General features: G+C 33.4%; 29 protein-coding genes and 2 pseudogenes. 1 reads left to right on the top strand and 30 read right to left on the bottom strand.

Annotated features, from left to right (window positions below; all coding sequences use genetic code 11):
- Window positions 1-151: 151 nt before the first annotated feature.
- From AB5M32_RS09395 to AB5M32_RS09260, 28 genes and pseudogenes are all read right to left on the bottom strand, one after another.
- Window positions 152-637 (bottom strand): annotated as a pseudogene (locus AB5M32_RS09395) (hypothetical protein); the annotation flags it as partial.
- Complete coding sequence (locus AB5M32_RS09390) at window positions 624-899, bottom strand: immunoglobulin-like domain-containing protein (protein WP_368024451.1); 276 nt, start codon at window positions 897-899, stop codon at window positions 624-626. The gene AB5M32_RS09390 and the pseudogene AB5M32_RS09395, both read right to left, overlap by 14 nt.
- 9 nt (window positions 900-908) lie before the next feature.
- A pseudogene (locus AB5M32_RS09385) lies at window positions 909-1811 on the bottom strand (phage baseplate upper protein); the annotation flags it as partial.
- A 12-nt stretch (window positions 1812-1823) separates the two neighbouring features.
- Complete coding sequence (locus AB5M32_RS09380) at window positions 1824-4535, bottom strand: phage tail spike protein (protein ID WP_368024421.1); 2712 nt, start codon at window positions 4533-4535, stop codon at window positions 1824-1826.
- Complete coding sequence (locus AB5M32_RS09375) at window positions 4532-5272, bottom strand: tail protein (RefSeq protein WP_034867692.1); 741 nt, start codon at window positions 5270-5272, stop codon at window positions 4532-4534. The genes AB5M32_RS09380 and AB5M32_RS09375 overlap by 4 nt, the downstream gene beginning before the upstream one ends.
- Window positions 5262-8051 (bottom strand): tape measure protein, encoded by a 2790-nt coding sequence (locus tag AB5M32_RS09370; protein ID WP_204639977.1) that lies wholly within the window; start codon window positions 8049-8051, stop codon window positions 5262-5264. Before AB5M32_RS09370 ends, AB5M32_RS09375 begins: the two co-directional genes overlap by 11 nt.
- A gap of 241 nt (window positions 8052-8292) precedes the next feature.
- Entirely contained in the window at window positions 8293-8634 is a 342-nt protein-coding gene (locus AB5M32_RS09365; protein ID WP_063627280.1) for a hypothetical protein, read from the bottom strand.
- Window positions 8634-9251 (bottom strand): major tail protein, encoded by a 618-nt coding sequence (locus AB5M32_RS09360; RefSeq protein ID WP_063627281.1) that lies wholly within the window; start codon window positions 9249-9251, stop codon window positions 8634-8636. The genes AB5M32_RS09365 and AB5M32_RS09360 overlap by 1 nt, the downstream gene beginning before the upstream one ends.
- On the bottom strand, window positions 9252-9629 hold the full coding sequence (locus tag AB5M32_RS09355; RefSeq protein ID WP_010752291.1) for a DUF6838 family protein: 378 nt from the start codon (window positions 9627-9629) through the stop codon (window positions 9252-9254).
- A 1-nt stretch (window position 9630) separates the two neighbouring features.
- Window positions 9631-10026, bottom strand: coding sequence for an HK97 gp10 family phage protein (locus tag AB5M32_RS09350; protein WP_034698433.1), 396 nt, complete (start codon window positions 10024-10026; stop codon window positions 9631-9633).
- The gene (locus tag AB5M32_RS09345) at window positions 10019-10390 is read right to left on the bottom strand and encodes a hypothetical protein (protein ID WP_034867685.1); all 372 of its coding nucleotides are present in this window, start codon (window positions 10388-10390) and stop codon (window positions 10019-10021) included. Before AB5M32_RS09345 ends, AB5M32_RS09350 begins: the two co-directional genes overlap by 8 nt.
- A complete protein-coding gene (locus tag AB5M32_RS09340) occupies window positions 10390-10731 on the bottom strand; it encodes a hypothetical protein (protein ID WP_002304501.1) in 342 nt (113 codons plus the stop codon). The genes AB5M32_RS09345 and AB5M32_RS09340 overlap by 1 nt, the downstream gene beginning before the upstream one ends.
- An 11-nt stretch (window positions 10732-10742) precedes the next feature.
- Window positions 10743-10958: a hypothetical protein gene (locus AB5M32_RS09335; RefSeq protein ID WP_002311614.1), complete on the bottom strand. Its 216-nt coding sequence runs from the start codon at window positions 10956-10958 to the stop codon at window positions 10743-10745.
- A gap of 22 nt (window positions 10959-10980) precedes the next feature.
- The gene (locus AB5M32_RS09330; RefSeq protein ID WP_368024420.1) at window positions 10981-11871 is read right to left on the bottom strand and encodes a DUF5309 family protein; all 891 of its coding nucleotides are present in this window, start codon (window positions 11869-11871) and stop codon (window positions 10981-10983) included.
- Window positions 11872-11885: 14 nt separating this feature from the next.
- A complete protein-coding gene (locus AB5M32_RS09325; RefSeq protein ID WP_204639935.1) occupies window positions 11886-12500 on the bottom strand; it encodes a DUF4355 domain-containing protein in 615 nt (204 codons plus the stop codon).
- A gap of 2 nt (window positions 12501-12502) precedes the next feature.
- On the bottom strand, window positions 12503-12673 hold the full coding sequence (locus AB5M32_RS09320) for a hypothetical protein (RefSeq protein ID WP_368024419.1): 171 nt from the start codon (window positions 12671-12673) through the stop codon (window positions 12503-12505).
- On the bottom strand, window positions 12633-12950 hold the full coding sequence (locus AB5M32_RS09315) for a hypothetical protein (protein ID WP_204639937.1): 318 nt from the start codon (window positions 12948-12950) through the stop codon (window positions 12633-12635). Before AB5M32_RS09315 ends, AB5M32_RS09320 begins: the two co-directional genes overlap by 41 nt.
- Before the next feature lies 1 nt (window position 12951).
- Entirely contained in the window at window positions 12952-14004 is a 1053-nt protein-coding gene (locus AB5M32_RS09310) for a minor capsid protein (RefSeq protein WP_228248936.1), read from the bottom strand.
- Window positions 13922-15451, bottom strand: coding sequence for a phage portal protein (locus AB5M32_RS09305; protein ID WP_274456639.1), 1530 nt, complete (start codon window positions 15449-15451; stop codon window positions 13922-13924). Before AB5M32_RS09305 ends, AB5M32_RS09310 begins: the two co-directional genes overlap by 83 nt.
- 11 nt (window positions 15452-15462) lie before the next feature.
- Window positions 15463-16878 (bottom strand): DEAD/DEAH box helicase family protein, encoded by a 1416-nt coding sequence (locus AB5M32_RS09300; protein ID WP_368024418.1) that lies wholly within the window; start codon window positions 16876-16878, stop codon window positions 15463-15465.
- On the bottom strand, window positions 16868-17704 hold the full coding sequence (gene terS, locus AB5M32_RS09295) for a phage terminase small subunit (protein ID WP_368024417.1): 837 nt from the start codon (window positions 17702-17704) through the stop codon (window positions 16868-16870). The genes AB5M32_RS09300 and terS overlap by 11 nt, the downstream gene beginning before the upstream one ends.
- A gap of 46 nt (window positions 17705-17750) precedes the next feature.
- Entirely contained in the window at window positions 17751-18488 is a 738-nt protein-coding gene (locus tag AB5M32_RS09290; RefSeq protein WP_192924245.1) for a hypothetical protein, read from the bottom strand.
- A 141-nt stretch (window positions 18489-18629) separates the two neighbouring features.
- Window positions 18630-18860: a hypothetical protein gene (locus AB5M32_RS09285; protein WP_130029508.1), complete on the bottom strand. Its 231-nt coding sequence runs from the start codon at window positions 18858-18860 to the stop codon at window positions 18630-18632.
- A gap of 15 nt (window positions 18861-18875) precedes the next feature.
- Window positions 18876-19076, bottom strand: a complete 201-nt coding sequence (locus AB5M32_RS09280) for a hypothetical protein (RefSeq protein WP_130029509.1) — start codon at window positions 19074-19076, stop codon at window positions 18876-18878.
- Window positions 19077-19142: 66 nt separating this feature from the next.
- Window positions 19143-19619: a hypothetical protein gene (locus AB5M32_RS09275; protein ID WP_130029510.1), complete on the bottom strand. Its 477-nt coding sequence runs from the start codon at window positions 19617-19619 to the stop codon at window positions 19143-19145.
- A gap of 277 nt (window positions 19620-19896) precedes the next feature.
- Entirely contained in the window at window positions 19897-20376 is a 480-nt protein-coding gene (locus tag AB5M32_RS09270) for a hypothetical protein (RefSeq protein WP_130029511.1), read from the bottom strand.
- A 136-nt stretch (window positions 20377-20512) separates the two neighbouring features.
- On the bottom strand, window positions 20513-20734 hold the full coding sequence (locus AB5M32_RS09265) for a hypothetical protein (protein WP_238652734.1): 222 nt from the start codon (window positions 20732-20734) through the stop codon (window positions 20513-20515).
- Between the two features lie 313 nt (window positions 20735-21047).
- On the bottom strand, window positions 21048-21242 hold the full coding sequence (locus AB5M32_RS09260) for a hypothetical protein (RefSeq protein WP_240143997.1): 195 nt from the start codon (window positions 21240-21242) through the stop codon (window positions 21048-21050).
- Between the two features lie 122 nt (window positions 21243-21364).
- Between AB5M32_RS09260 and AB5M32_RS09255 the strand changes: the two genes are divergently transcribed.
- Window positions 21365-21742: a hypothetical protein gene (locus AB5M32_RS09255; RefSeq protein ID WP_010718394.1), complete on the top strand. Its 378-nt coding sequence runs from the start codon at window positions 21365-21367 to the stop codon at window positions 21740-21742.
- A gap of 21 nt (window positions 21743-21763) precedes the next feature.
- On the opposite strand, the gene AB5M32_RS09250 is transcribed toward AB5M32_RS09255, so the two are convergent.
- Together AB5M32_RS09250 and AB5M32_RS09245 are read right to left on the bottom strand one after the other, a co-directional pair.
- On the bottom strand, window positions 21764-22225 hold the full coding sequence (locus AB5M32_RS09250) for a class I SAM-dependent methyltransferase (protein WP_002325355.1): 462 nt from the start codon (window positions 22223-22225) through the stop codon (window positions 21764-21766).
- A partial coding sequence (locus AB5M32_RS09245; protein WP_368024416.1) for a YopX family protein occupies window positions 22226-22588 on the bottom strand: 363 nt, incomplete at its 5' end. It lies immediately after the preceding gene.

The raw sequence follows: 22588 nt of genomic DNA, 5'->3' as shown, positions 1-22588 counted from the left end.
TGACAATTGTTACATTATCTTTTGTTGTAAAATAATCACTAGTTATAGTACTTAATAGATTTGGGTTTCCACTATAATCATAGTCTCCAAAGTCGATGCTGTTTGAATAAACTTTCTTAATTTGAGAACAAGAAGTTATTTCATTATCGTTTGTTGTACTAATAGTGCCATCTTCTGTAATCGAAATATTGGCTCCTGCTTTCAAAATTTTCAAAGACTCTAGCTTCTGTTTCAACTCTTTAGTAAAATTAAAATCTGTTTGCTTAGTTGCAGACAGAATACCTTCTTCAGTGACTTCTAAAAGTTCACCAACTTTTATACCTCCTAATTTTTCAGCAGTAGCAATTGGTAAAAGATATGTTCCACTTTCACCATTTACAATCTTTTGAAACATTTCGGCAGTTAAAATACCATCAGTATCTTCGCTTGCGTAAGGTAGTTTGGTAATCGCATTTTCTAATCCTAAATCAGCCTTCGTTAGAATGACTGCTCCAGATTTACCGTTAACCGAAAGAACTTTTGACTGTCCCGAGGTAATGTTTTCTAATCCTAAGACTGCAGAAACATGAGTAATTGGCATAAATTGACGTTGAACTCCTGTGTCGTCTGTTTCCATCATACGTTTAACCTTCACCAATTGATTCACCTTCTTCCTGAACAACAACTGATTTTCTTGTTAATTCTATAGTCATATTGTCATACAGTACGACTTGTACTTGATCACCTAATTGAATTGTTTTTCCAGTGTAGTATTTAAATGTGCCATTTTTTAATTCATTGGAAGGGACGATATCTTTTTTCTTACCATTTATTTCAATACCAATTTTTGTTGCATCAAATACTTTGCATGTACCAGTAATCCAATCTGTTTTTCTAGCAATATATGGATTAATAGTCAAAATCTTATCTATTACTACTTCCTCCAGAGTAAATACACGCTGTTCTTTATCATCAATTGTGGCTACAATTAACGCTCCTTCGGATATATTATTTTCAATACTTTCTACTTTTTCTATCTCATGATTCCTAGAAAATAAATCATCTTGTAGAATATCCACTACTTCAATTTCAGCATACTCGATAGTAAATAAGCTTGTTCGTAGTTTTTGATACAAATAATTCATATCGGCAAGCAAACGTTCTGAAATTGAATTGTGTCGTTTTCCTTGAATATCTACTCTCGCATCCATTAATTCCGCAAGCATTGTTCCACCAGGATCAATCGTCTTTAAAATATCCTTGATTGATTCAAACCATGCCAAATAGTCTGATTTTTGTCCTTCTCTCCAATCTTGGAAACTGTGTTCCTGTTCTTGTCTCCAACGTTCAAATTCTTCTTTCCTTTCATTCATCCAGTCCGTAAAATCGCCTTTATTTTCATTAATAAAGTCCGTCATATCCGCAATTAAATCTTCGATTGATTGCCAATAAGAACCCATTTCTCCTTCTGTTTTTGAAACAGCATTAATGACAAAATAAGAGAAGTCTTGAGTTGTTCCAATCAAGTCTTCTCCTTTAAATATAATGAAATTGGCTGTTTGTCGATGTAAACACTGCATGGAATATTTATCAAAAATATAGTTAATTTTCCCTTTTTTAGCATCCACAATTTTTGTTTCTAATTGGACTGGATATTTCCCACCTACAACTGATTCAAAATATACCTTACATTCTGATAAATCGTAGGGAAGACCATTTTCAACTATAGTCGCTTCCATAACCTCTGTATTCTTATTGCCTTGTCGAACTTGAATCATCCCCACATAATTATATGGTTCTGTTGTACTTAAAACGACATTCCATTTACTCATAGAATCACCACCTTAAAATTGGATATAATTTCTTGGATTCTCAAAATCAACAACTGGCTGTGGCCAATAATTTTTCATAATTTGAAAATGTAGATGTTCTCCTGTAGATGGACCAGTTGTTCCCATCAAGCCAATTTGAGCGCCTTTCTGGACTTTTTGTCCAACAGAAACATCAATACGAGACAAATGAGCATAACCTGTCCACTTCCCATTATTATGTTTAATAACCACGTAATTACCATACCAGTCATAATAATTAGCACCAGCCTGAACAACTTCCCCATCTAATGCTGCAAAAATAGGTGTATTAGGATTTCCATTTACAAGATCAATTCCATTATGAAATTCTTGACCGCCATTTATTGGACTTGTTCTCCATCCACATTCTGAAGTAACTGTCACTGGTTTTTGAATTGGACAAATGAAATTCCCTCCAGGTTCTGGACTAGTTAATCCATGTAATTTGTTATACCAAGATTGGGCATAATTTTGGCGTTCTGGATGTGCAGAAGCTGGGCGTTCGAAGTTCATTTCAAAAGCATACGCTGCACTTTTGGCATCATTAATCGATTTAAATCCTGATACTGTGGTTGGATTTACTTTTCCGAGCCATTGACCGTTGAACATACACCAATCTAATAATTTTACTTGGGCTTCAATACTTCGATAATCTTCTTGAATCCCTGTGGTGTTCATCAAACGCTGAACATACTCTCGTCCGTTCCAAGTTGGTGATCCGACTAACGGATAAGCAGAACCATCCCATTGAACAATCCCATAAGCTGGACCACCAAGTTGTTCTGTATCAGGGTTCATACTTGCTCCAACCTCCCCCTGAATATTTCCTAGAATACCTGCAGCTGCATATTCAGAATAACCACGAGCTTTCAACATTGTCCAAATTTTCCATGCTCTTTTTTCAGCTTCCGTCGTCAATTGAGGAGGGATGGTTCCAGGATCACTTCCTCCACTGTTGTTCCCTGTGATTTCTTTTCCGTTAACGGTGAGTTTGCCTTGTACATCTAAGTCTCCAAAATAAATTGCTTTACCATTTCCTAATAAAACTAATCCTTTACCAACTTTAGGAGAAATCAAAATATATTTGCCGTCTCCATTTGTACGAATAACTAAAGAATTATCTTCAATAGGTGTGGGAGTAGAAGCTCCAGGAAAAGGATTACCAGCAGAATCAGTTGTTCCAATCGTTCCAATTGAACTATTAGAATTCCAAAACTCCATTCCTTTTTTGGTTAACTCCATTGTTTTCTTTTTGTTATTCCAAATTTGAAGTAGTCCATTAACTAATTTCAATACATCTCCAGTTTTATTAAAAGAGTTTTGAAAGATATCTGCCTTTATTAATCCTGTTTGAATAAAATTAGCATTGAATATACTATCCAATGTCCAAGCGGAATTAAAAGGACCATTCCAACCATTTTTAGAAAAGGCAATTCCATTTTTGTTCATTCTTAATACTTCTTTTGCCTTGTTTAAATCAGGACTATCCATTATAAAAATATTTGAAGGTTTTTCTTTTGGCCATAAAACTACATAACCGCCTGCATTTCCTTGACCTGCAATCATAGAGGACACATAATCATTAAAACTACTCATATAATTATTCGTAGCATAATCTTTTAATTTATCTTGAATAGTTACAGCTTGTTGTTGATAAAAAGCAACTTGAGTATCCCCAGCTTCCAATTTCAAAACCTTTTCAGATAATGAATCATATTGAACACCGCTAACTTTCGATTCAAAATATAGTTTATATTTTCGATGATATATTTTAAACGTATCAAATAACCCATAATTTCTTATCTTAGCGAATTCTTTTTCTTCTTCTGTGTCCGTTAATTTATCGAACTCAACGGTAATAGAAATCTTCGGTTTATCACAGCCTGGATTAATTGTTTTGAAATAATTCTTAGCTATTTTATTTAAACTATTAACATCTTTAACTCCCTGTTCTTCTGTGAATTGAACGTGTTCTGTATATACATCAGGATAATTATTAATATATTCGCTATCTACTGGCAATCCATAAATTCGGCTAGTTGTACCTGTATCACTTTGAGGATCAGCATAAGGAATAATTCTTGTTTTCACGCCTGTCCAATCTAACTTAACTTTTAATCCAGATAAATCTTTTCCATATCGGATTGTTCCAATATTGTCACGGCCTCTTCGTTTTAATAAGGATAGCTTAAATGGCTCACGTTTAATTTCTCCGCCCCAATACTGAAGTAAAGAACCTTGTTCGCCAGCAATACAATTTAAAACATTTCTTGCTTCAAAAGTTGTACTTGATACAGTTGTAATATCAGAATATAAGCGTATATCTGATTTTTTATCCATATTGTTTTCAATAATTGCCATTGCTTCTCGACCAGTTTTAGAGTCGACTTCAGCAAAAGTAACTGCTCGTCTTCCAAGCCGATTTGTACGACTCTGGGCATAAATAGTTACGGTATCTAAAAAGGTATCGATATCTTTATCATCAATAAAAAAGATATGATACTCTTCTTGGTCATTTGGTTTTGCTTTTATTTGATAGTCATTTTCAAAATATTCATCAAATCGAGTGCCTAATGGATACTCCAACTCTAATTCATATTTTCCATTTGCTACTTCATATATCTCACATTTAGTGGTGTCCTTCAAAATCCCTAAACCATTCGTAGAAAAATCTGTCTCGGTAGGACTATATATTCTTGGTATCATACTTTTCTCCACCACCTAGGTATTATTTCAAACGAATGTATATTATTCGTCCATTTGATTTCATTTTTTCCAGGATATAGAAATGGAAAATCTAAAAATAAAGTGACATGATCTTGATGTTCTAAATTACCATCTAGTTTTCGATAAGACTCTTCTAATTTAGAATCTATAAATAATTCTCTATCTAATAGTTTCAAATCATATTTGTCATTATTAATATAAAAAGAAGCATCTCCAGAACCACTCAATTTAATAAGCGGTTTTGAAGCATACTTCTCTGGATTAAATAACTCGAAAGCTTTTATCTGTTGAATAGCAAAACGACCACTATAATTTTCTTTGAATGGTCGAAGACTAACTGTAAATTCAAATGGAACTATGTTCCCTGTTTTTCTTGTTCCTTTAAATTCTGGCGCTTCGGTTACTATAGCTTGATAGATATATTGTTGATCGTAATAAAGAATAAAATCACTGTAAGAGTTCATATCTAACCATTCAGTAATTCGATCTTCCCATTCCTGCACTAAATCAATCGATGGTGCTTTGTAATAACATTCAATTTTTCTAGTAACGTTTTTGTAATAGGCTTTATCGATAATAATTGAGTCATTGCCTTCACGTTCTCTCAATTCAATTACACGACTAGCTGAAACAGAGGCAGGCCTATTTTGAATATATACGTTAAACTCAGAAGAATAATGTTGATTGATAAAAAATTGTCCTCTTTTAAGTTGCATATAATGTCCCTCCTACTGCATCAGCATCTCGTTTCATTTGTCTCGTCAATTCTGTTTTCATCTTCTTGGCGATTTGTTTAATCATCGAATCAGGTAGATCTCCATAAACATTTAAATGCAAGTGAATTTCATTCACTGCATTTGAAGATGTATTTTGTTTAGCTTGAACCACTGGTTGACTATTAGACCCTGTAACAACTGGTTGAACCGACGGAGTTTTCACTAAATCAGTCATTGTCTGATCCAATTTACTTTTTTCTTTATCAATACCAACGATAATACCTTGAACAATATTTTTACCTACCATATCCCTCATCCATCTAGATGGAGAATGAATACCTAATGCACCCTTAATAGAATCTTTGATACTTCCAGCTATTCCTTTAATAGTCTTTTTCAATGCATTCCATTTTTCTACTACACCATTGATAAGTCCATCAATGATATTCTTACCGATTTCGAATAAATTGATTTCCCTTAATGAATCAAAGATTTCTTTCACCCGATTAATTGCTTTTGAAACACCATTTTTTAGATTAGTCCATGCATTTTCAGCGGAGTTAACAATTCCAGTAACAATATTCCAGAAAGATTCCTTGATGTTATTCCAAGTATTGATCATGGAATTCTTTATAGAAATCCAGGTATTGTATGCTATATCTTTAATGTTCTGCCAAGTATCTTTGAAGAACTGTTTAATATTGTTCCAAGTAGTAATAGCATTATATTTTAAATCAATCCAAGTTTGAATAATCCCGAATTTTAATTCAATCCATTTTTGAATAGCAAAATACTTAATGTCAATCCAAAGATTAATAAAAAAGTATTTTACATTAATCCAAATTGATTTAGCTTGACTTACTACTTCATTCCAAATATTTATCAAAGTAAGTTTGAAACCTGTCCAAATATTAAGCGCAGCAAAATAAATATTTGTAACGTAACTAACAAAAATATTTTTTATAGACTCCCAAATATTTAGAGCACTTTCTTTAATATTATTCCATACACCAATCATGTTGTTTTTTGTTTCTTCCCATCCACCAGAAATCATGGAGGTAATAAACAAAACTGGCGCAAGTATAACATTTTTTAAAATCTCAAAAACATTTTTACCAATCTTAACTAAATTATTCCATAAGGTCTCTAAATAAAAAGTGACATGTAAGAATGCGTTCTTTAAACCTATAATCAATGGACCAGCAACTTCCATAATAGAACCTTTAATTTCATTCCATTTTTCAGTTGCCAATTCTTTTATACTCTGCCAAATATCAGAAAACCATTGCTTTGTATTTGACCATGCGTTTTTTACACTATCAACTGCATTAATAGATGTTTCTACTGTTTTATCAAATAAACCTGTTGCTCCATTTTTAATGTCTTGCCAAGTATTTGAAAACCATTCCTTTATTCCAGACCAAGTATTCTTGACACTCTCAACGGCATTTGATGCCAATTCTTTAGCAGAACTCCAAGTATCAATTCCCCAATCTTTTATATTCTTTAATACACCAAGTACGGAATCTTTTACATCATTCCAAACGGATATAACTTTGTTTCTAAACTCTTCGTTGGTTGCCATAAAATAGCCAAATACAGCAATCGCTCCAACAACGGCTCCAACAATCAAAACAAACGGATTTGCGGCGGCTATAGCCCCCATAATCTTTAGTGAATTTCCAACACCGATTATGGCATTCTTAAAATTATTGAAGCTTTTTATAATTGTTGGTATTCCTTTAAGTTGAAACATTAATGCGCCAAAAGCAGTAGTTGCAGGAACCAGAAATGGCATCATGAATTTCAATGCAGAGCCAAATTTTTGAACTGCATCAAAAAGATTACTTAAAAAAGACACTGCTCTAGGAATATTCGCAGCCATCACTTTCAAAAAAGATTCCATGGAACTACCTACTTTATCAATAATTCCTTTAAATCCACCTAAATCTTCATCCACAAGGGCTTTATTTAATCCTTCTATTACTTCGCCAACACCACGAGTAACAGCTGTTTTGGCATTCTGGATAGAGGTTTTAATCCCTTTAGTTGAATCTTTTGCAATTCGATTTAATGATTTAAGTCCTCCGCCACCTTTAGTATCCATTTCTATTAATTGATTTTGGAACTCTTCAACAGAAATCTTACCTTGAGACAAACCTTCTTTAAGCTCTCCCATTGTAATTCCCATCTTTTTAGCGATAGCAGATAGAGTAGGACCAAGTTGAGCATTAATCATTGAATTCCAAGTTTGTGCATCTACTTTTCCGTTTGAGAAACTTTGAGATAGCTGAATAACAGCTTCATTTACTTGATCAGTTGAACCACCAAACCCAAGAATCCCATCATTTAATGCTTTAAATATTTGAGTCGAACGAGTCAAATCCCCAGTAGAAGAAGCAAGAAGTTGTACATGACTTATCGCATCATTCAAAGCGGTAGGAAGTCCTTGAATACCTTGAGATAAAAGCCCATTCTTTCCGATATTTTTCATAATTTCTGAATTGCTGAATCCCATATTTTGGAAATTTCGTAGAGCATTATTCATCGTATCTACTCGATCAATTGCTCCACTAATGGAACCTTTAATTAGATCAAAACCAGCTCCTAAAATTCTAGTCACTCCACTGGCTAGAAAGCTACCAGCAAATATTTTCCAAATACTACCTAATGAACTGCCACTTTTTCTACTCGTTCTTTCGATAGTTCCATCAAAAGAACCTAGCTTTTTGACAGCATTATTCATGCCAGCAGTAAAACCTGATTCATCTAATATCATCTTCAGAATTAGGTCATCGTTATTCAAAGTATCACCTCCTAAAATTGGGTGAAGTTATCGTAGTACTCAACATCCTCATGCTCTTTTACTGCATCTCGAAAAGCAAAAAGACGCATTAACTCATCAAAGTCAGTACGTTCAATTTCTGGTAACGTCCAACCTGCTTCGAGTAATTGCGTCTTTAAATCTAATTCTCGATAAGTAATCGAATGTTTAAAATAAGGATACTTGAGAGCTTCGCTTACTTTTTTTTCGTCTCCGTATAAGTTTCATCAAAGCCTGCGGTAACAGATTTTAATAACTTGCCTGTCAATGGAGCAATTTCTCGAGCATCAATCCCTTGACGATAATCTTCACCAGTAAATTGCCCTTCAAACAAAGTATCCGCAATAAATGAATAAGCTCGACTTAATGCTTCTGATACTGTTTTTCCATCTACAGCATTTTGCATTCCTTCCATCACTTCTGCCGCTTCTTCTACAACTGGACCTGGTAGAAATTCAGCAGATTTGAATTGCACTTGTTTATATTTCCCATCCTCATTTTTTTTCATTAATTTAATTGTAGTTTGATATTTAGACATTATTTTTTACCTCCTGCAAGTTCTTCTTGTTCTGCTTCTTCAATTGGAATTGCTACTTTTGTAAACCAGTTTTCGATCATTGTTTGATCAACGCCTTCATCATCTTCATCAACTGAGTACATATATCCAAGTCCTGGTACATCTACAAATGAACCCTTCCAAGTTGGATGAGTAAAACTTACTTTACTTCCTTCAATAGTTGAAGTTTCATCTGAATCTAAAGCAAACTGCCCTTTATAAAAGACTGTATAACGATATTTTCCATTCGACTTTTTACGCCGATATGCAAAAGCCCCATCTTGGGCAATATCTTCTCCAGAGCGCAACGCACCACCTTTGACAAGTTTTCCTCCAGTGATCGCTGTTAAAACTTTATGACTATACCCATTTGCTTCTAATTCAACTTCTGCACCACCAAACGCAGTGAATTGATCTTGAACAACTGAATCACCATAGTCTTGTGTTGTTTCGTAATTAGCTGTAGGTTTGATACTAACTGCTGTTCCCATCGTCATTGCAGTATCATATACTGGAAGTTCTCCTGTCTCATCTTTCAAAGGAAACCAAGTAGGTTTTTCAACAGAAATAATTCCAGTTTTACTTCTTTTTTCTCCCATTTATTTTTCACTCCATTCAATATATTGTGGAAATCCTAATGTAAAGCGAATGTGTTGAACACCATCTGTTTCATCAGGTAAATAGTTTTCTGGAAATAGTGTTTGACTATCAATTGTAATCGTATTAAAAAAAGCCCCACAGCGTGAGACTAATTCATTCACTAATTTTTTATCAGATTTATTATCAATCAATGCAATATCAATTAAGAAAGAAACATTTTGAACATCAATCCCTACATTTTCAGTCCCAGATTCCATTACGGATAATACAAAGTAAAAATCTTTAGTTGACTGCATAACTGAATCAAGATATATTGTCCCATCTGGATATATTTCTTTTAATTTACTACTGATTTCAGCAATGATTTTATCTTTCATGTTACTTTCCTTTCTTAACGATTTTTATTGCCATTTGTTTAAATCTTCGAGGAATATAAGACATATTTGCAAGATTCGTTGCACGGGTCAACATAAACCGTCCTTTTACAAATCCACCATTTTTAGTCCTGTGTCCTTCTTCCACATACTTAAAGTAATGTTCATTATTTATAACTGCTCCAACAATACGACCAGTTGAAAGCTTCCTAGCTTTTACTACTCGATAACCACGTCTTAAATCACCTGATTTTACAGGAGTTAAAGGTTTAGCTAGGCTAACAACTTTATTCATCGAATCATTTACAAAAGATATTCCTTCTTTTTGAGCAATTACAGTCATATTTTTAAAATTTTCAATGATCTTTTCTGCATTAGATTCATATTTGAGATCACCCATTTTTTTCACTTCCTATCAAATTTACTTCACAATGACTAGGATAGTAAAAAGGCTTAGTAGCAAATAGAGAAAAAATTAAGCCACTGGCCTTTTGAGTTATTGTTATTCGATCTCCTTTTTTGAGTTTAATCTTAGGATGAATAAATAATTTATATGTGTCAGTCGAAACATTTACCATTTCTCCATCTTCTATGACTGCTAGTCCATCGATTTGACCTTGTGAAAGAGCGCAAGGGATAGGATTATCATATACTTTTTTATAATCTTGAATAGTAATATTTGTATTAGAATCTTCAATGTCCATTAGTCTTTCGATAATACAACTATCTTCGTAAGTAGTTTCTAAAATATCTGCTTCATTCATTAAAAAAACTCCAATCCTCCACAACCAATAACCCTTCGTATCAAATCGCCATATCCTAGAAGTAACTCACTAACAGCATTCGCTGTTGACGCATAACTAATCGTCGTATCGCCACGTCTAACTGAAGATACTTTTTTTTCTGATTCATTTTTTATTATTTGATACAACACTTCACTAATCACGCTTTTTAACTTTTCCCATGAAACATCATTTTTACAACTATTGTATGATTCAATTTCTAGCAAAATTATTTCTAATAAATTAGTTATGCGTTCTTCACTCAAATCTGGAAAATCTTCTTTTATAGACTCAATGATTTCCGTTTTTAGCGATTCATCCATCAGATCACTTCCTAAATTTCATTAACATCAATTGCATCTTCCAAAATTGCAATTGCTTCTTTATCATCTATAGAAATGATAAATTCGTTATTTGAATCTGCTGTGATAAATCTACGAGTTTTAGGATGAACAAACCCAACAAAATTTTTAGTTTTACCTACTCTATATTTCACGACTTCATCTTTTTTAGTTTCATCTTTTTTTACCACTGTAATTCCTCCTATCAAAAAAGGGAGTACTAACTCCCTTTTATTCAGACATTAAATTTAAAATGGCCCCAGAGTTTGAAGCGTTGTATTCAAGAGAATATTCACCTACAAGACCGATACGTCTTGAATCAGTTGTTTTTGCAAGTTCTTCTGCTCTCCATTCACGTAATGGACGTAGTTTCACATAATTAGTATCGATTGCGGCAATTGTTCCTTTTGGCAATGATGGTTCTAGTAAAGCAATACCTGTGCCGTAATTAGACACGATATTTCCAATTTGCAATCCAAAAGTTACTCTTTCCCCGAACTGAACAATTTTTGTTGATTTTCCATCTAACTCATCAGTCATTAACTCCTGCATATCTGGAGAAATCAAGCATAGTTTTTCTCCCATATAACCTTTTTCATACATCAATTTAAATAAACTATCGATATCTTTTCTTGTTACCGCACCCGCAGTAGCTGTTTCTGCCTTATTTGCTGAATTGATCAAATTCAAAATCCCATTCATTCGACGACCTTTAGAACTATTTTCATCAGCTTTTACACCAGTAATCAATTTTCTGTTCAAATCAATTTTCATTTCCATACCACGTAGTGCTACTTGATTAGTTAATTCGTTTCCGACACCATTCACATTAATAGCATCTAACGTACCAGATACAGAGGTTGATTTTCTAAAAATTTCTGTATAGTTGTTAAACCAAGTTCGACCAGATTCAACATCTGGATAATCTCCGCCCTCAAGCTTTTCAGAAGAATCATCATTATTAATATCATATTCACGCCATTTAATTTCCGATGATTCAGCTCGTTCGGTCTTTCCGGCGCCAAGTAAATAGCTTAAAAAAGGTGTATTTGGTATTTGCATAGCATTAATCGCTGGTGAAATATCCAAATACTCTAAATTATTTAAAGATGTTTTTTTCATAATTTGTCACTCTCCTAATTAAATTGTTGTAACATTTCGCCTAACTTACCCATTGGATCATCAATATTTTCTTGTTTATTATCAGTTGTTTGTTTCTGTTTTCTCGTACCAAACGCTGTCTGCATTTCAAGACTTTTAATTTCTTCGGAGTGTTTTTCTTTAATAGATTCCAAAACGTTAGTAAAACCTTCAACAGCTTTTTTAGTGAATTCTGTATCAGAACTAACAAGATTTTTTAACATAAATTGAGAAATAGAATCTTTTAACTCTCCATCTAGTTCTAGCCCAGCAATTTGTTCTGCAACAAAAGCTTTATTATCACTTGTCACACGCAAAGCCTTCTCAGCTTCGAATTCAGCTTGTAATTTTTCTAGTTGAATTTGTTCAGGTGACTTATGTTTCTTAGATTCCTCATATTCCTTGATAGTTTCCTGTTTAATTTTATCTAGGTTATTTTGTTTCCAAGCTTCCAATTGTTTATCAGCAACACTTTGAGATTGTGACTGAAGAAATTTTTGAGCTTCTTCATTGGATTCCACAAAAGCTTTGAAATCCTCAAAAGAAAACTGTGGATCGTCACCTTCGGCAAAGTATTGCAAGTTCATCGGTATTAATGATATGTGTTTCATGCTTATTCTCCTTTCGCCCCACGATTCGTTTTCACGCCCCACATTGCTTTGAGTTTTAATAGTTGCGCCCCACCATTCAACCAAGCCCAGTATTGCGCTAGTTTAACGTCATTTCGGACAAAATAAAAAAGCCTAATTACTAGACTTTCCTTCTTTGTAGTCAGTTCTAACAACAATACACCCCATCTTTTCATACCAATTAACTGTTTCTTTTAAATTTGGTAATGTATGAGATAATAATTGAATCGTTAAATTAACGGTATTCTTATCAACTGGAGTATTATCTTGATAATTAACAATTTGATTGCCAATAACAACATAGGCATAATTGCCATTCCAATGATCTCTCAAGCCATTAGGATGGTTCTCAGACTCAATAGCTGTTTTGTAGGCTTCTGCGATATCAGCATTTACATTAATTATTAGTACTGCTTCATGAAAATCTTTCATTCTACTTCCTCCGTTTCAAATTAATTCCAAAAGAATCATGTGCAAACTCATCTAATAAATCGCAAAATAATCGGTCATATTCTTCATCAATATCCTTTCCTAATTTTGGTAAGTTAGGAACATCCGTACATCTGCAACGACTATGGAAAGGCGCTCGATTCTCACCTATGACAGCATCTTTCAGTTTATAGGGATTCTTACTTGCCTTTCCTCCACAAATTCGGCAAACTCTCTCATCCTTTGCAGTTAAAACGTTGTATTCCTCAATACCTGTTTCTAAATATGATTTTTCAATACCATCTTGAGCAAATTTTGCATACTCCGTTCGAACGAGATTTTCTATCGCTTTGTTGTACTTTGATTCTTCTAGCTTAAACATGTCACAAATTTCTGAGTCTAATCGCATGGTATTTAGTGCGTGTATAACGCCTTCTCCACTAGCAACACTTTTTACAATAGCATTAGAGAGTTTCTGTTCAAGCGATGAAATATTTCCCCAAAGCCTCCTAGAAAATGTTTTACCCGACCAAGGATAGTTTAGATAACTGTTTAATTCCTCTTGGGATAAATAATTCGGCAAATCAACGCTTAGTAATTGAGCTAACACATTTGCATTTGAAGCATATGAACGTTGCAATATCTCTTCCAATCGATCTGAAAAATACTTATTCACGTCTACATCCATTGCATGGTATGCAAGGATTTTAAAGATATCTGAACGTATCTGTAACAAACGATTAACCTTTGCATAATCAAAAGATGGAAAAAATTCATCGATAAACTCTTTGTATTTTGAATCGTATATTTTGAGAGATTTGTAATTTTTTTCCACATATTCACGATATTTTTTTTGGTCACTTCTGCTGTAAAACTCCATCATTTCAGCATAAGTAATATCATGTAAGTCTGCTTGAGATAATAGTTCTGCTTGTATCTCTTTCAGCGCTTCAGGAAATACACTAGCTAATTTTTTAAGTGTTTGATTTTCTTGTTTGAGCCTTGCTTGATCCTCCAGTTCTCGACGTTTGGTCCAATACTTCGTTTCTATCGTCATTATTGCCACCTCCGCCAAAATTGTATTCACTATCTGGATAAGCATTTCCACTTTCCAACTCCATTATTTCATTTTCATAATCAACATCTGTCACAAAGGGAATTTGTCTTTGAATGGTTCGTTTGGATACATAAGGTGCAAGCTTAGGTAAAGCTTCAGCTAAATAACTTAGATCAGTTGGCAAAGATCTAGAGAAAGTAAAAATAATTTTTTCTGGCTCAATTTCTACTTTGTCATGAAACTTAAGAAAAGCAGCAATTGTTTCTGCGCATTCTTTCAATCCTTCTCTAAAATATTGTTCTTTAGTATTTGTTTTTGCTTCTAGGCTAATGATTTGCCACTTACGAGCTTCTCCAGAACTGTTTGATTTAAACACCTCATCGTTAAAATCGATTGCTTTGCAAATGGTGTAAAACTGTTTTTTCAATAGATCCATATGATATTCATTGAAATCTTTTGCTAAATTTTTTGTGACATATTCAGCTTTTGCTGTAGGGTCTTTTAAGTTAATAATCCCTAGCTGATTCATCATTTCTTTAGCAGTGTCTTTGCTCATTGTCGTACCAGTAACAAGCATGTACGCAAGCTTAAACTGTTCGATTTCGTTTTGTTGATCAGACAAAGCACGATCAATTGCATCTCCAATTTCCTCAGCTACTTCAAAATCACAATAACGATTTGTATTGTTTTTAAATTCGGATAAATTAATCACTTCTAAAGGATTTTTTGTTTCATCGATTTTTTTGAATGTTCCGTTAGTAATAAAATCTAAATTACCATAACAAGCATATGTCGTAATTTCATTTCTAGTTATAACTTTCATTTCTTGGAAAAACTTTTTCTGATAAGAGTCATACTTTTCTTTAATATAGATTCCAGCATTTCCATATCTTTCAGCTCTCCAAGGCTCAATATTGCTTGCTCTTAACTCCCAACCATCATCTCCTTCCACAGGCTCTAACAATCGGAAAGCTACTCCACATGCTCCTTGGAAAGTGGCTGTCTCAGGGTCAAGCATTGCAAATCTCATGGAATCAAGATTGCTTGTTAATTTGTTAAAAGCTTCTGGAACTGTTGGAAGCTCTGTATCATTTTTTAAGAATTTATCTTTTAATCTTTGAATGAGTGTTCTTTTTTGTTCCGATACATCGTAATCCCATTTAATAGGTATACCAGTAAAATGATTGACTGCTTGATCTACGACAATCGAATACATACCAGCATGAAGTTTATTATTAACCTTTACAATATCGGTGTTAGGTTTTGGTCTTTTGTCTATTTCATTCTTTTCGCTAGTATACGCTAGATATTTTCTTTCACGATCAGCAAAAAATGGTTTCATATCTTCTATAAAACCATTCGGATCAAACATTCCATCTTCAATTTGTGTTGCATATTTAACACGTAGCTTCTTATATCTCTTTAAAGATAATACTGTACTAATCAAAAGCTCATCTCCTAAATTTGAATAAATTGATAGTGACTTGGTGGCTCATAAAATGCTAAAGCCAACGCGTCAGCAATATCTGGACTACCAATGTTTCGCTTTTTCATATCATCTTTACTTTCTAAACGAATACGACTTCTACTCGTCATTTTGAATTTACGTGTACTCAGTTCTTTAATCAACGATCCATCATCAGGCAATTCAATAATCGGCTGTTCACCGTTAAGATTTGCTGTCATATTTTCTTCTAACATTTCCTTGATGTTTCCCCATAGTTGAGTACCTAAATTATCGTAAAAATCGTCTTCTGATGTTGAACCATTATTCACTCCAAGCACCTCAAAAGGATACTGATTGTCTTCTATTAATTCTTCTAGGCGGTCAGTTACACCACCTCCGACACCAGTGTCATCAACTTTAATCATCACTTTATCAATACTTGGATATTGACTCATTAGATTCTTGGCCATATTGATAACATATCCTGTTGTTTCCATGGTGCTTCGTTTTGAATACTTCTCATACTCCAATGCTCTGGTAGCAATTCTAGGGAAAAGAATCGTAGAATCATCACCATACCGAGCTACGTCGACACCAATATGAGCAACCGTTGTTTTATTGACTAAAGAATCACTAATTTGTTTTTCTGTAGCCAATTCAACCGTTTCAAGACTGATAAATGAATCCAATGCTCCTTTCGGAAATTCTCCAAAAATACGCACACGAGCAACGTCGCTTTCTTTTCCATACTTTTTAAGAATCATCTCTATGTTATCTTTGTTTGTGCGTTTACTATCGTAACTAGATACTTTATGGACTCTGTATTTATCACGGTCTGAATTGTGGGAATCGTAAAAAACACCTTCAATATTATTTGGGTTCCCACACATTAATAGCTTATTATCAAAACCTGATAGCGTACCAAGAATAGCTTCCATAATTGGATCAGATACACCAGAAGCTTCATCTACAACAATCAACATATGGTCCTCATGAAAACCTTGCATATTTTCTGGCTTCGTTGCTGTTCTAGCTGTAGCAAACCAACGTTCTGAATCACCAACCATATAAATTTTGGTCTTTGTCCACTTCAGTAAGTTTTTGATCAAGCTATCATTTAACCATTTAGCTACTTCCGCCCAAAGCACATCGTAAAGTTGTTTCATGGTTGGCGCTGTAGCAATCACTTTAGCGTATGGTCGACAAGTTAAAAACCAAAGTATTGCTCCTGCTTCTAATGCTGTTTTTCCAACCCCTTGTCCAGAACGAACTGAAACCTTTGGAAATTCAGCCAAATCATTCAAAACACTTTCCTGCCATTCATCAGGATCCAAGCCCAATATATCTTGGCAAAAAGCTACTGGCTTATCATAGTAATAATCAATCGCAGCACCTATATCAGCAAATGGGATAAAATCATTGCTCATTCTCTCTCACCGCCCGTTTATTTGCTGCATTTAAAACTGCTTGCTTCCATTCTTCCACTTCTTCGCCAGAATTATTACCGCCAATATCTGCTATTTCAGCTTGAATTTTCTCGGTTTGTGCTTTCATTAAATCAGTCTTGTAATCTGTTATATATAGTTCATTCATTTGCTTAATGGCTTTAGATAACTGATTGCTAATCCGAGTTAATGAATCTTCAATTGAAAGAATGTCATCAATTTTGCGATGTGTTTTTCTGCTAACTTGAACATATTGCATAACCTCTCGTTTGATTTCTAATTTTCTACCGTTTTTTTCAATCGGCGTTTTGATTTTCCTTAACTGTTGCAGACGTTCGATTTCTTCATCGTTTAAACCAGCCTCAGCTTGCTGAATTCTTTTCATCATTCGCAGCTGTCTTATCTTCAGCAATCGTATTTCCTCAGACAAAACAAAAGAAGGATCATTATTCAAATTAGAATAGATGTCCTTCTCTTCATCGCTTAACGTATCAAAGAATATTATTTCATACTCGCCAGTTTTCAAAGCGTTCTTGTTCCCTACTGGCGGTGATGCTCGGCTATTGCCTTTATTCCCCTTTGCATTCTGATTACCAAAAGGAGCGCCTCCTTGATTAGTAACGTTACCTTTCGCATTGGTAACATTACCTTTCAATTCAGCACTCCATTTATCAATTGATTTCCATTTCCTAATTTGAGAATCTGAAACATTTAATTCTGATGCAATTTCTTTTAACTGCTTCTCTCCGTTAGATTCTAACCAAATTTTCTTGGCTTCATCACGTCTTGGATCACGCTTCCTTGCCATTCAAATCACACCACCTCACATTCTGTTTAGGTTGAGTTTTGTTTTTCTATTCGCCTTTTTTCGCTCTGTCCCATTCTATTTTTAAATATTTACCAATTTCTTCACTTAATTCTTCGGAATTTTCATTTAGAATTGGACTTTTTTCATCATAATAAGTCTCACTAATATCCGTTCCATAAGCTTTATTGTATATATCTATAATTATTCCCTTGATATTGTTCAAGCTTTTTCTAATTTTTTCATGCTCTTTTTGATTAGAAAAGTACAATACTAATTGTTCTGAAATAGCTAAAGTTTTATATTTCTGATTTTCGAGTTCTGATAGTAGTTTCTTTCGCTCTTTTTCGTTGAGATCCGTTTCTATTGCGTATTGTTTATTGCTTTCAAGGATTTCTCTCGAATCTTTCCCAAGTGTACTTTGATTTCTCCTTATTTCCTGCTTTTTTTTAATATTATTTTCCTTCAGCAAAAATAACAATTCTCCAACTTTATGAATTACTACTAAATATTCAGAAACCAACCTTCTGACTTCGCTTATCCACTCTATTCTTGCTTTTGCTTTTAAATTGGCATCTATTTGTTTTTGAGTCATTTCCCTTTCAAATTCTATTCGACTTTTATTTATACTGTTCTGAAAATCTCTTTGGTTTTTTTCAAGTTTTTCTTGAATTTTTCTATTTTGCTGATTTTGTTCTACAGTATTCTTCAAATTTTTGTGTGCTATACACCAACTTACAATAACTGAGAAAATAACGCCTAAAAATCCCCATGCTCCGTCACCCATAGTATTTCACTCCTAATATATTTTATTTAAGTATATCAGGAGACAAGTCATATTTGTTAATCATTATCAATATCTTTAAATCTGAAACTTTGTCTAACTTAATTTGTCCTGATTGGAGATTTTTAAGCCATTTCTTGCATTCTAATCCCTCAAATTCTTGTTAATATTATTTTGAATGTTTGGTTCATCAAAGAAACCATGACCGCAATAAATAAGTTTGCATTTATCAATTTCATTTGTCGTAGCTTCTCTGGTCATTTCAATGATGGAGTACTTCTTTTTGATCTGGACTGATTGAACCACTCTGATTGGATCAGCTGTATTTGGCTGTGGATACCTATTTGTTAGTGATACATACCAATGGTTTCTCATTATGCATCCTTCTCTCTATCGATTAGTAGTAAAAGTTCGCATCGTAAACTCCATTGCCTGTTCTTCATTAAATCCTTGCATAACGAGCTGGTCATAGAAATACTTGGCTTGCTTTGCGATTAATGTTAGTCCTTTTTGAGCTTCATAGAATGTTGCCTCCACAGTTTGATTTGCTTCATTCAATTTAAATAGCTCGCTTAATTGTTTTTCATTCATAGATAAAACTCCTTTCAAAATAAAAAGACCACTCAACGAGTGATCTAGAAATAATTATGAGTTTTTTCATAATTGATCTTTTTTTGATACATCCAAAATTTTGAATTTATTTGATTTATGATATTTACCATTATTATCTCTTACATAAAATTTTATTTTTTTATTTATTAAGTTTTTATATTCCCAATCCCACAAGCCTATCTTGATTAAATTATCATTTGAAAAGCTAAAAGGGAATTGTTTCTGAGCCTTAGCAACTTCGTTAGAGTCCAATATTTCAAACCCATTATCAAATTTAGCTTTTAGAGATTTTTTTAAACCAAATCTTTCATATCCTATATCTTCTAAAAGGAAGGCATCCATAGGGCTTTTACACAAAGTAATAATGTAACTATGTCCAAAATATTGTTCAGTTGTAATCAGAACTGTTATGTGTCTATTCTTCTCTCTCAAAGCTAAAACTAATGATAATATAACTGCCCCTATAGTGCCTACAGCACTTAACATCTCCCATAAGTTGCCTAAATCAATATTAATATTCATGTTGTTTTACTCCTTATTAAATATAATATTAATATAAGTAAAACAAACTTTGGATGTTTAATCAATAATAGACAACAGCTGTTAAAAGACAACAAGGACATGTTTACTTTTTTTGAGTGTTACTGTTCAATCAAAGCAATAGAAAAGAACCACAGATACCAATTAAAAAGTTGGGATATCTTGGCTCTTTCATATTTTTTTGACACTAATAGAATATCATGCTGTATACAATACTGACATAGCTACAATGTTCGAACATTTAGTGAACATTGGATTTTTAGAATAAACTAATTTGTACAGCTTCGTCTCTGCCCTCATTGTAATAATCAATTTCATTAAGTTTATTTTGTCTGTCTATCTTGTTCATTTCATATTCATCTAAGAAATTCAAAGTTTTGCGAATATCAGCATGTCTTTGTCTAACATAAGATGCACTGTAGCCAATCTCTTCCGCTATTATCTCTAATGAACAACCCTCGACATACTTTTTTCGAATAATCTCATTATCAAGCCCTTTAAAAGAATTAATAATAGCAAGCATTTCTTTTCTTTGTTCTTCGAGTAAATCAATTTCATTTTCTATCTTTTGAATATTTTCTTCTAAAGAAGCTGATCTAGAATTCTTTTCGATTCGGACGTCTGCTAAATCCCCATTGACCCATCGATTCAATTCAAGCTTACTTTTATTAAGATTCCACTTTAAGTAAAGAATCTGCTCATCAAGTTCTTGATAATCTTTTAACCACTGAAATCTCACAAACGCCACCCCTTATATGATAAAATAGTATTGCGCTGCTATCTCGAAAGAGGTGGCTTTTTTTATTTTTTCTTATATCCCTCTTGTATGATTGCTAGTATGCAAACAAAAAGTACAATAAAGATAAAAGAATAAATCATTCTTTTTCCTCCTGTCCCAATCCCCATTGCGCGAATGCTGCTAGGACTTCTTCCTCTTGTTTTCTAGTCAATTTTGCAAGTGCATTTCTAGCTTTCAATAATTCCTCAGCTCCATCTTTTTCAAACCGAACAGGTGAAATGGATAGTGAATTAAAGAGAGAATGAATCGCTTTTGTTAGTGAACCTTCTGACCCTGCATTGATTTTCAGTTGCTCCAACACGATTTTCTGGTTGTCGTTGAGTTGTGGTTGCTGACTTGCTACCTCATATATTTTTTCAAAAAGAAAAAAAGAACTTAAAAATTCAATAATGTCTGAACCTAAAATTATAAACGGCTTAGTAAAAATGACTCCTTTTGGTAAAAACTTTTGTGCTACTTGTCTTTAGACAGGTAGTTTTTTATTTGTTTTGTTTCCTCCTCAAAAAAATTTTCTATCCATTTATTAAACATTCTCATGTGCCATTTCAACATGAGAAAAGAAACAATAAAAGAAGTTATTGAAGAGACTAAAACGACTATTATCAATCCACTCATCCTTCCGCCACCTCCTCATATAATTCGAATTTACTAGATGGCCAACTCAAACGCTGTTTATCGTCGTCAATCAAAACGATTCTGCCAGGCATCGAAGCATCTTGAACTATATAATATTCGTTGTCCAAGAAGTATAATGACACGCCTGATCCTATTTTAGTCACTACTTTGTCACTCTTTTTGAAACCCATCATTCTACCTCCTCCTTTTCATTTATTGACAATAATAACAAAATAGATAACATGAAAATATTTGACCACAACACAAGATTGTGATATTTTTTACATAGTTTTATTTATATGGGAGTGACGAAATGCCATTTATAGTCTTTTTCTTTATATCATTATTAACAATATATATTCCTTTACCAACATTATTAATGTATTTCCATAGACTCTCAGAAAAACATGACACTATAGTCACTATAGATAAACATATATTGGTTATACTTGTCTTATTAGATTATTATATTAGCTACTATTTTCTTAAAAACTGTAAGATTAAAAAGAGATACTACTTTTATTTAATTGGATTAAATTTGATTGAATGGGGAATACATTTAAGCTTGTACTTAAAATTCAACGCTACAGCATTAACTATAGTTTTAATTTTCCAAACGATCCTTTTAATTTGCATGTTTACCTTCCCATTATCTGGTAAATTCAGAAATTACATATTTAATCAAAATTGATCCTACAATTTCACGAGGTAGCTAGATACTCTTCATAAATACTAACCAGTGTGTTTTAGCTCTCTTATTTCCATATAATGGCACATAATCAATTGCATTCAATATTTCTGATAGCTTGATTTGATCCTCGTTCCATTTAAATACAAGAGTTCCATTTGGCTTTAATACTCTGAAACATTCTTTGAATCCTAATGCTAAATCTTCTTTCCAAGTTTCGGGATTTAATTTTCCATACTTTTTGACCAACCAGCTATTCTCGCCTGCTTTAAGCAAGTGTGGCGGATCAAATACTACATGATAAAATGATTCATCTTCAAATGGCATATCTCTGAAATCTCCAATGACATTAGGATTGATATCAACGACATGTCCGCTATTTAGTTCTTCATATTGTTTCCGAATGTCCATAAAAATTACGTTTGGATTCTGTTTATCAAACCAAAACATTCGACTACCACAACATGCATCTAATATTTTAGTCAATTACTCTACCTCTAATAACTCTTTATTCTCGTATATATTCCCGATAACTTCATAGTCAGTGTGAAATACTGGATCATAATAAATTCGATATTCTAAGTCCAAGTCTACTAGCTTACAAATTAAGCCAGAATGACACCCAGAGGCTTGAACAACAGCTTTTTCATGATCTAAGTGATTAAAACCATCACTTACACTGAAAAGTACTATATCCCCCTCAAAATTCTCTACACCGTTCTTATCTTTCAGTCCTGTGGATTGCATGAGGATATATTTATCTGGAGACATTTCAGCATGAGTGATCAACCTTCCTGCTTGTCCATATTTCATTTCTTGCCCAAATTTTTTACCTTTAAACGGTGTGTA

The sequence above is a fragment of the Enterococcus sp. C57 genome (assembly GCF_040887305.1).
In the GTDB taxonomy this organism is placed as follows: domain Bacteria; phylum Bacillota; class Bacilli; order Lactobacillales; family Enterococcaceae; genus Enterococcus_B; species Enterococcus_B hirae.
The sequence above is the reverse complement of the archived record's forward strand: the minus strand, read 5'-3'. Positions and strand labels throughout refer to the sequence as shown.

What these genes read in the sequence shown, in the direction of transcription:
- AB5M32_RS09380 (WP_368024421.1), bottom strand. Translation starts at nt 4,535, where the DNA reads ATGATACCAAGAATATATAGTCCTACCGAGACAGATTTTTCTACGAAT.
- AB5M32_RS09375 (WP_034867692.1), bottom strand. Translation starts at nt 5,272, where the DNA reads ATGCAACTTAAAAGAGGACAATTTTTTATCAATCAACATTATTCTTCT.
- AB5M32_RS09370 (WP_204639977.1), bottom strand. Translation starts at nt 8,051, where the DNA reads ATGATATTAGATGAATCAGGTTTTACTGCTGGCATGAATAATGCTGTC.
- AB5M32_RS09365 (WP_063627280.1), bottom strand. Translation starts at nt 8,634, where the DNA reads ATGTCTAAATATCAAACTACAATTAAATTAATGAAAAAAAATGAGGAT.
- AB5M32_RS09360 (WP_063627281.1), bottom strand. Translation starts at nt 9,251, where the DNA reads ATGGGAGAAAAAAGAAGTAAAACTGGAATTATTTCTGTTGAAAAACCT.
- AB5M32_RS09355 (WP_010752291.1), bottom strand. Translation starts at nt 9,629, where the DNA reads ATGAAAGATAAAATCATTGCTGAAATCAGTAGTAAATTAAAAGAAATA.
- AB5M32_RS09350 (WP_034698433.1), bottom strand. Translation starts at nt 10,026, where the DNA reads ATGGGTGATCTCAAATATGAATCTAATGCAGAAAAGATCATTGAAAAT.
- AB5M32_RS09345 (WP_034867685.1), bottom strand. Translation starts at nt 10,390, where the DNA reads ATGAATGAAGCAGATATTTTAGAAACTACTTACGAAGATAGTTGTATT.
- AB5M32_RS09340 (WP_002304501.1), bottom strand. Translation starts at nt 10,731, where the DNA reads ATGGATGAATCGCTAAAAACGGAAATCATTGAGTCTATAAAAGAAGAT.
- AB5M32_RS09330 (WP_368024420.1), bottom strand. Translation starts at nt 11,871, where the DNA reads ATGAAAAAAACATCTTTAAATAATTTAGAGTATTTGGATATTTCACCA.
- AB5M32_RS09325 (WP_204639935.1), bottom strand. Translation starts at nt 12,500, where the DNA reads ATGAAACACATATCATTAATACCGATGAACTTGCAATACTTTGCCGAA.
- AB5M32_RS09315 (WP_204639937.1), bottom strand. Translation starts at nt 12,950, where the DNA reads ATGAAAGATTTTCATGAAGCAGTACTAATAATTAATGTAAATGCTGAT.
- AB5M32_RS09310 (WP_228248936.1), bottom strand. Translation starts at nt 14,004, where the DNA reads ATGACGATAGAAACGAAGTATTGGACCAAACGTCGAGAACTGGAGGAT.
- AB5M32_RS09300 (WP_368024418.1), bottom strand. Translation starts at nt 16,878, where the DNA reads ATGAGCAATGATTTTATCCCATTTGCTGATATAGGTGCTGCGATTGAT.
- terS (WP_368024417.1), bottom strand. Translation starts at nt 17,704, where the DNA reads ATGGCAAGGAAGCGTGATCCAAGACGTGATGAAGCCAAGAAAATTTGG.
- AB5M32_RS09290 (WP_192924245.1), bottom strand. Translation starts at nt 18,488, where the DNA reads ATGGGTGACGGAGCATGGGGATTTTTAGGCGTTATTTTCTCAGTTATT.
- AB5M32_RS09285 (WP_130029508.1), bottom strand. Translation starts at nt 18,860, where the DNA reads ATGAGAAACCATTGGTATGTATCACTAACAAATAGGTATCCACAGCCA.
- AB5M32_RS09280 (WP_130029509.1), bottom strand. Translation starts at nt 19,076, where the DNA reads ATGAATGAAAAACAATTAAGCGAGCTATTTAAATTGAATGAAGCAAAT.
- AB5M32_RS09275 (WP_130029510.1), bottom strand. Translation starts at nt 19,619, where the DNA reads ATGAATATTAATATTGATTTAGGCAACTTATGGGAGATGTTAAGTGCT.
- AB5M32_RS09260 (WP_240143997.1), bottom strand. Translation starts at nt 21,242, where the DNA reads ATGGGTTTCAAAAAGAGTGACAAAGTAGTGACTAAAATAGGATCAGGC.
- AB5M32_RS09255 (WP_010718394.1), top strand. Translation starts at nt 21,365, where the DNA reads ATGCCATTTATAGTCTTTTTCTTTATATCATTATTAACAATATATATT.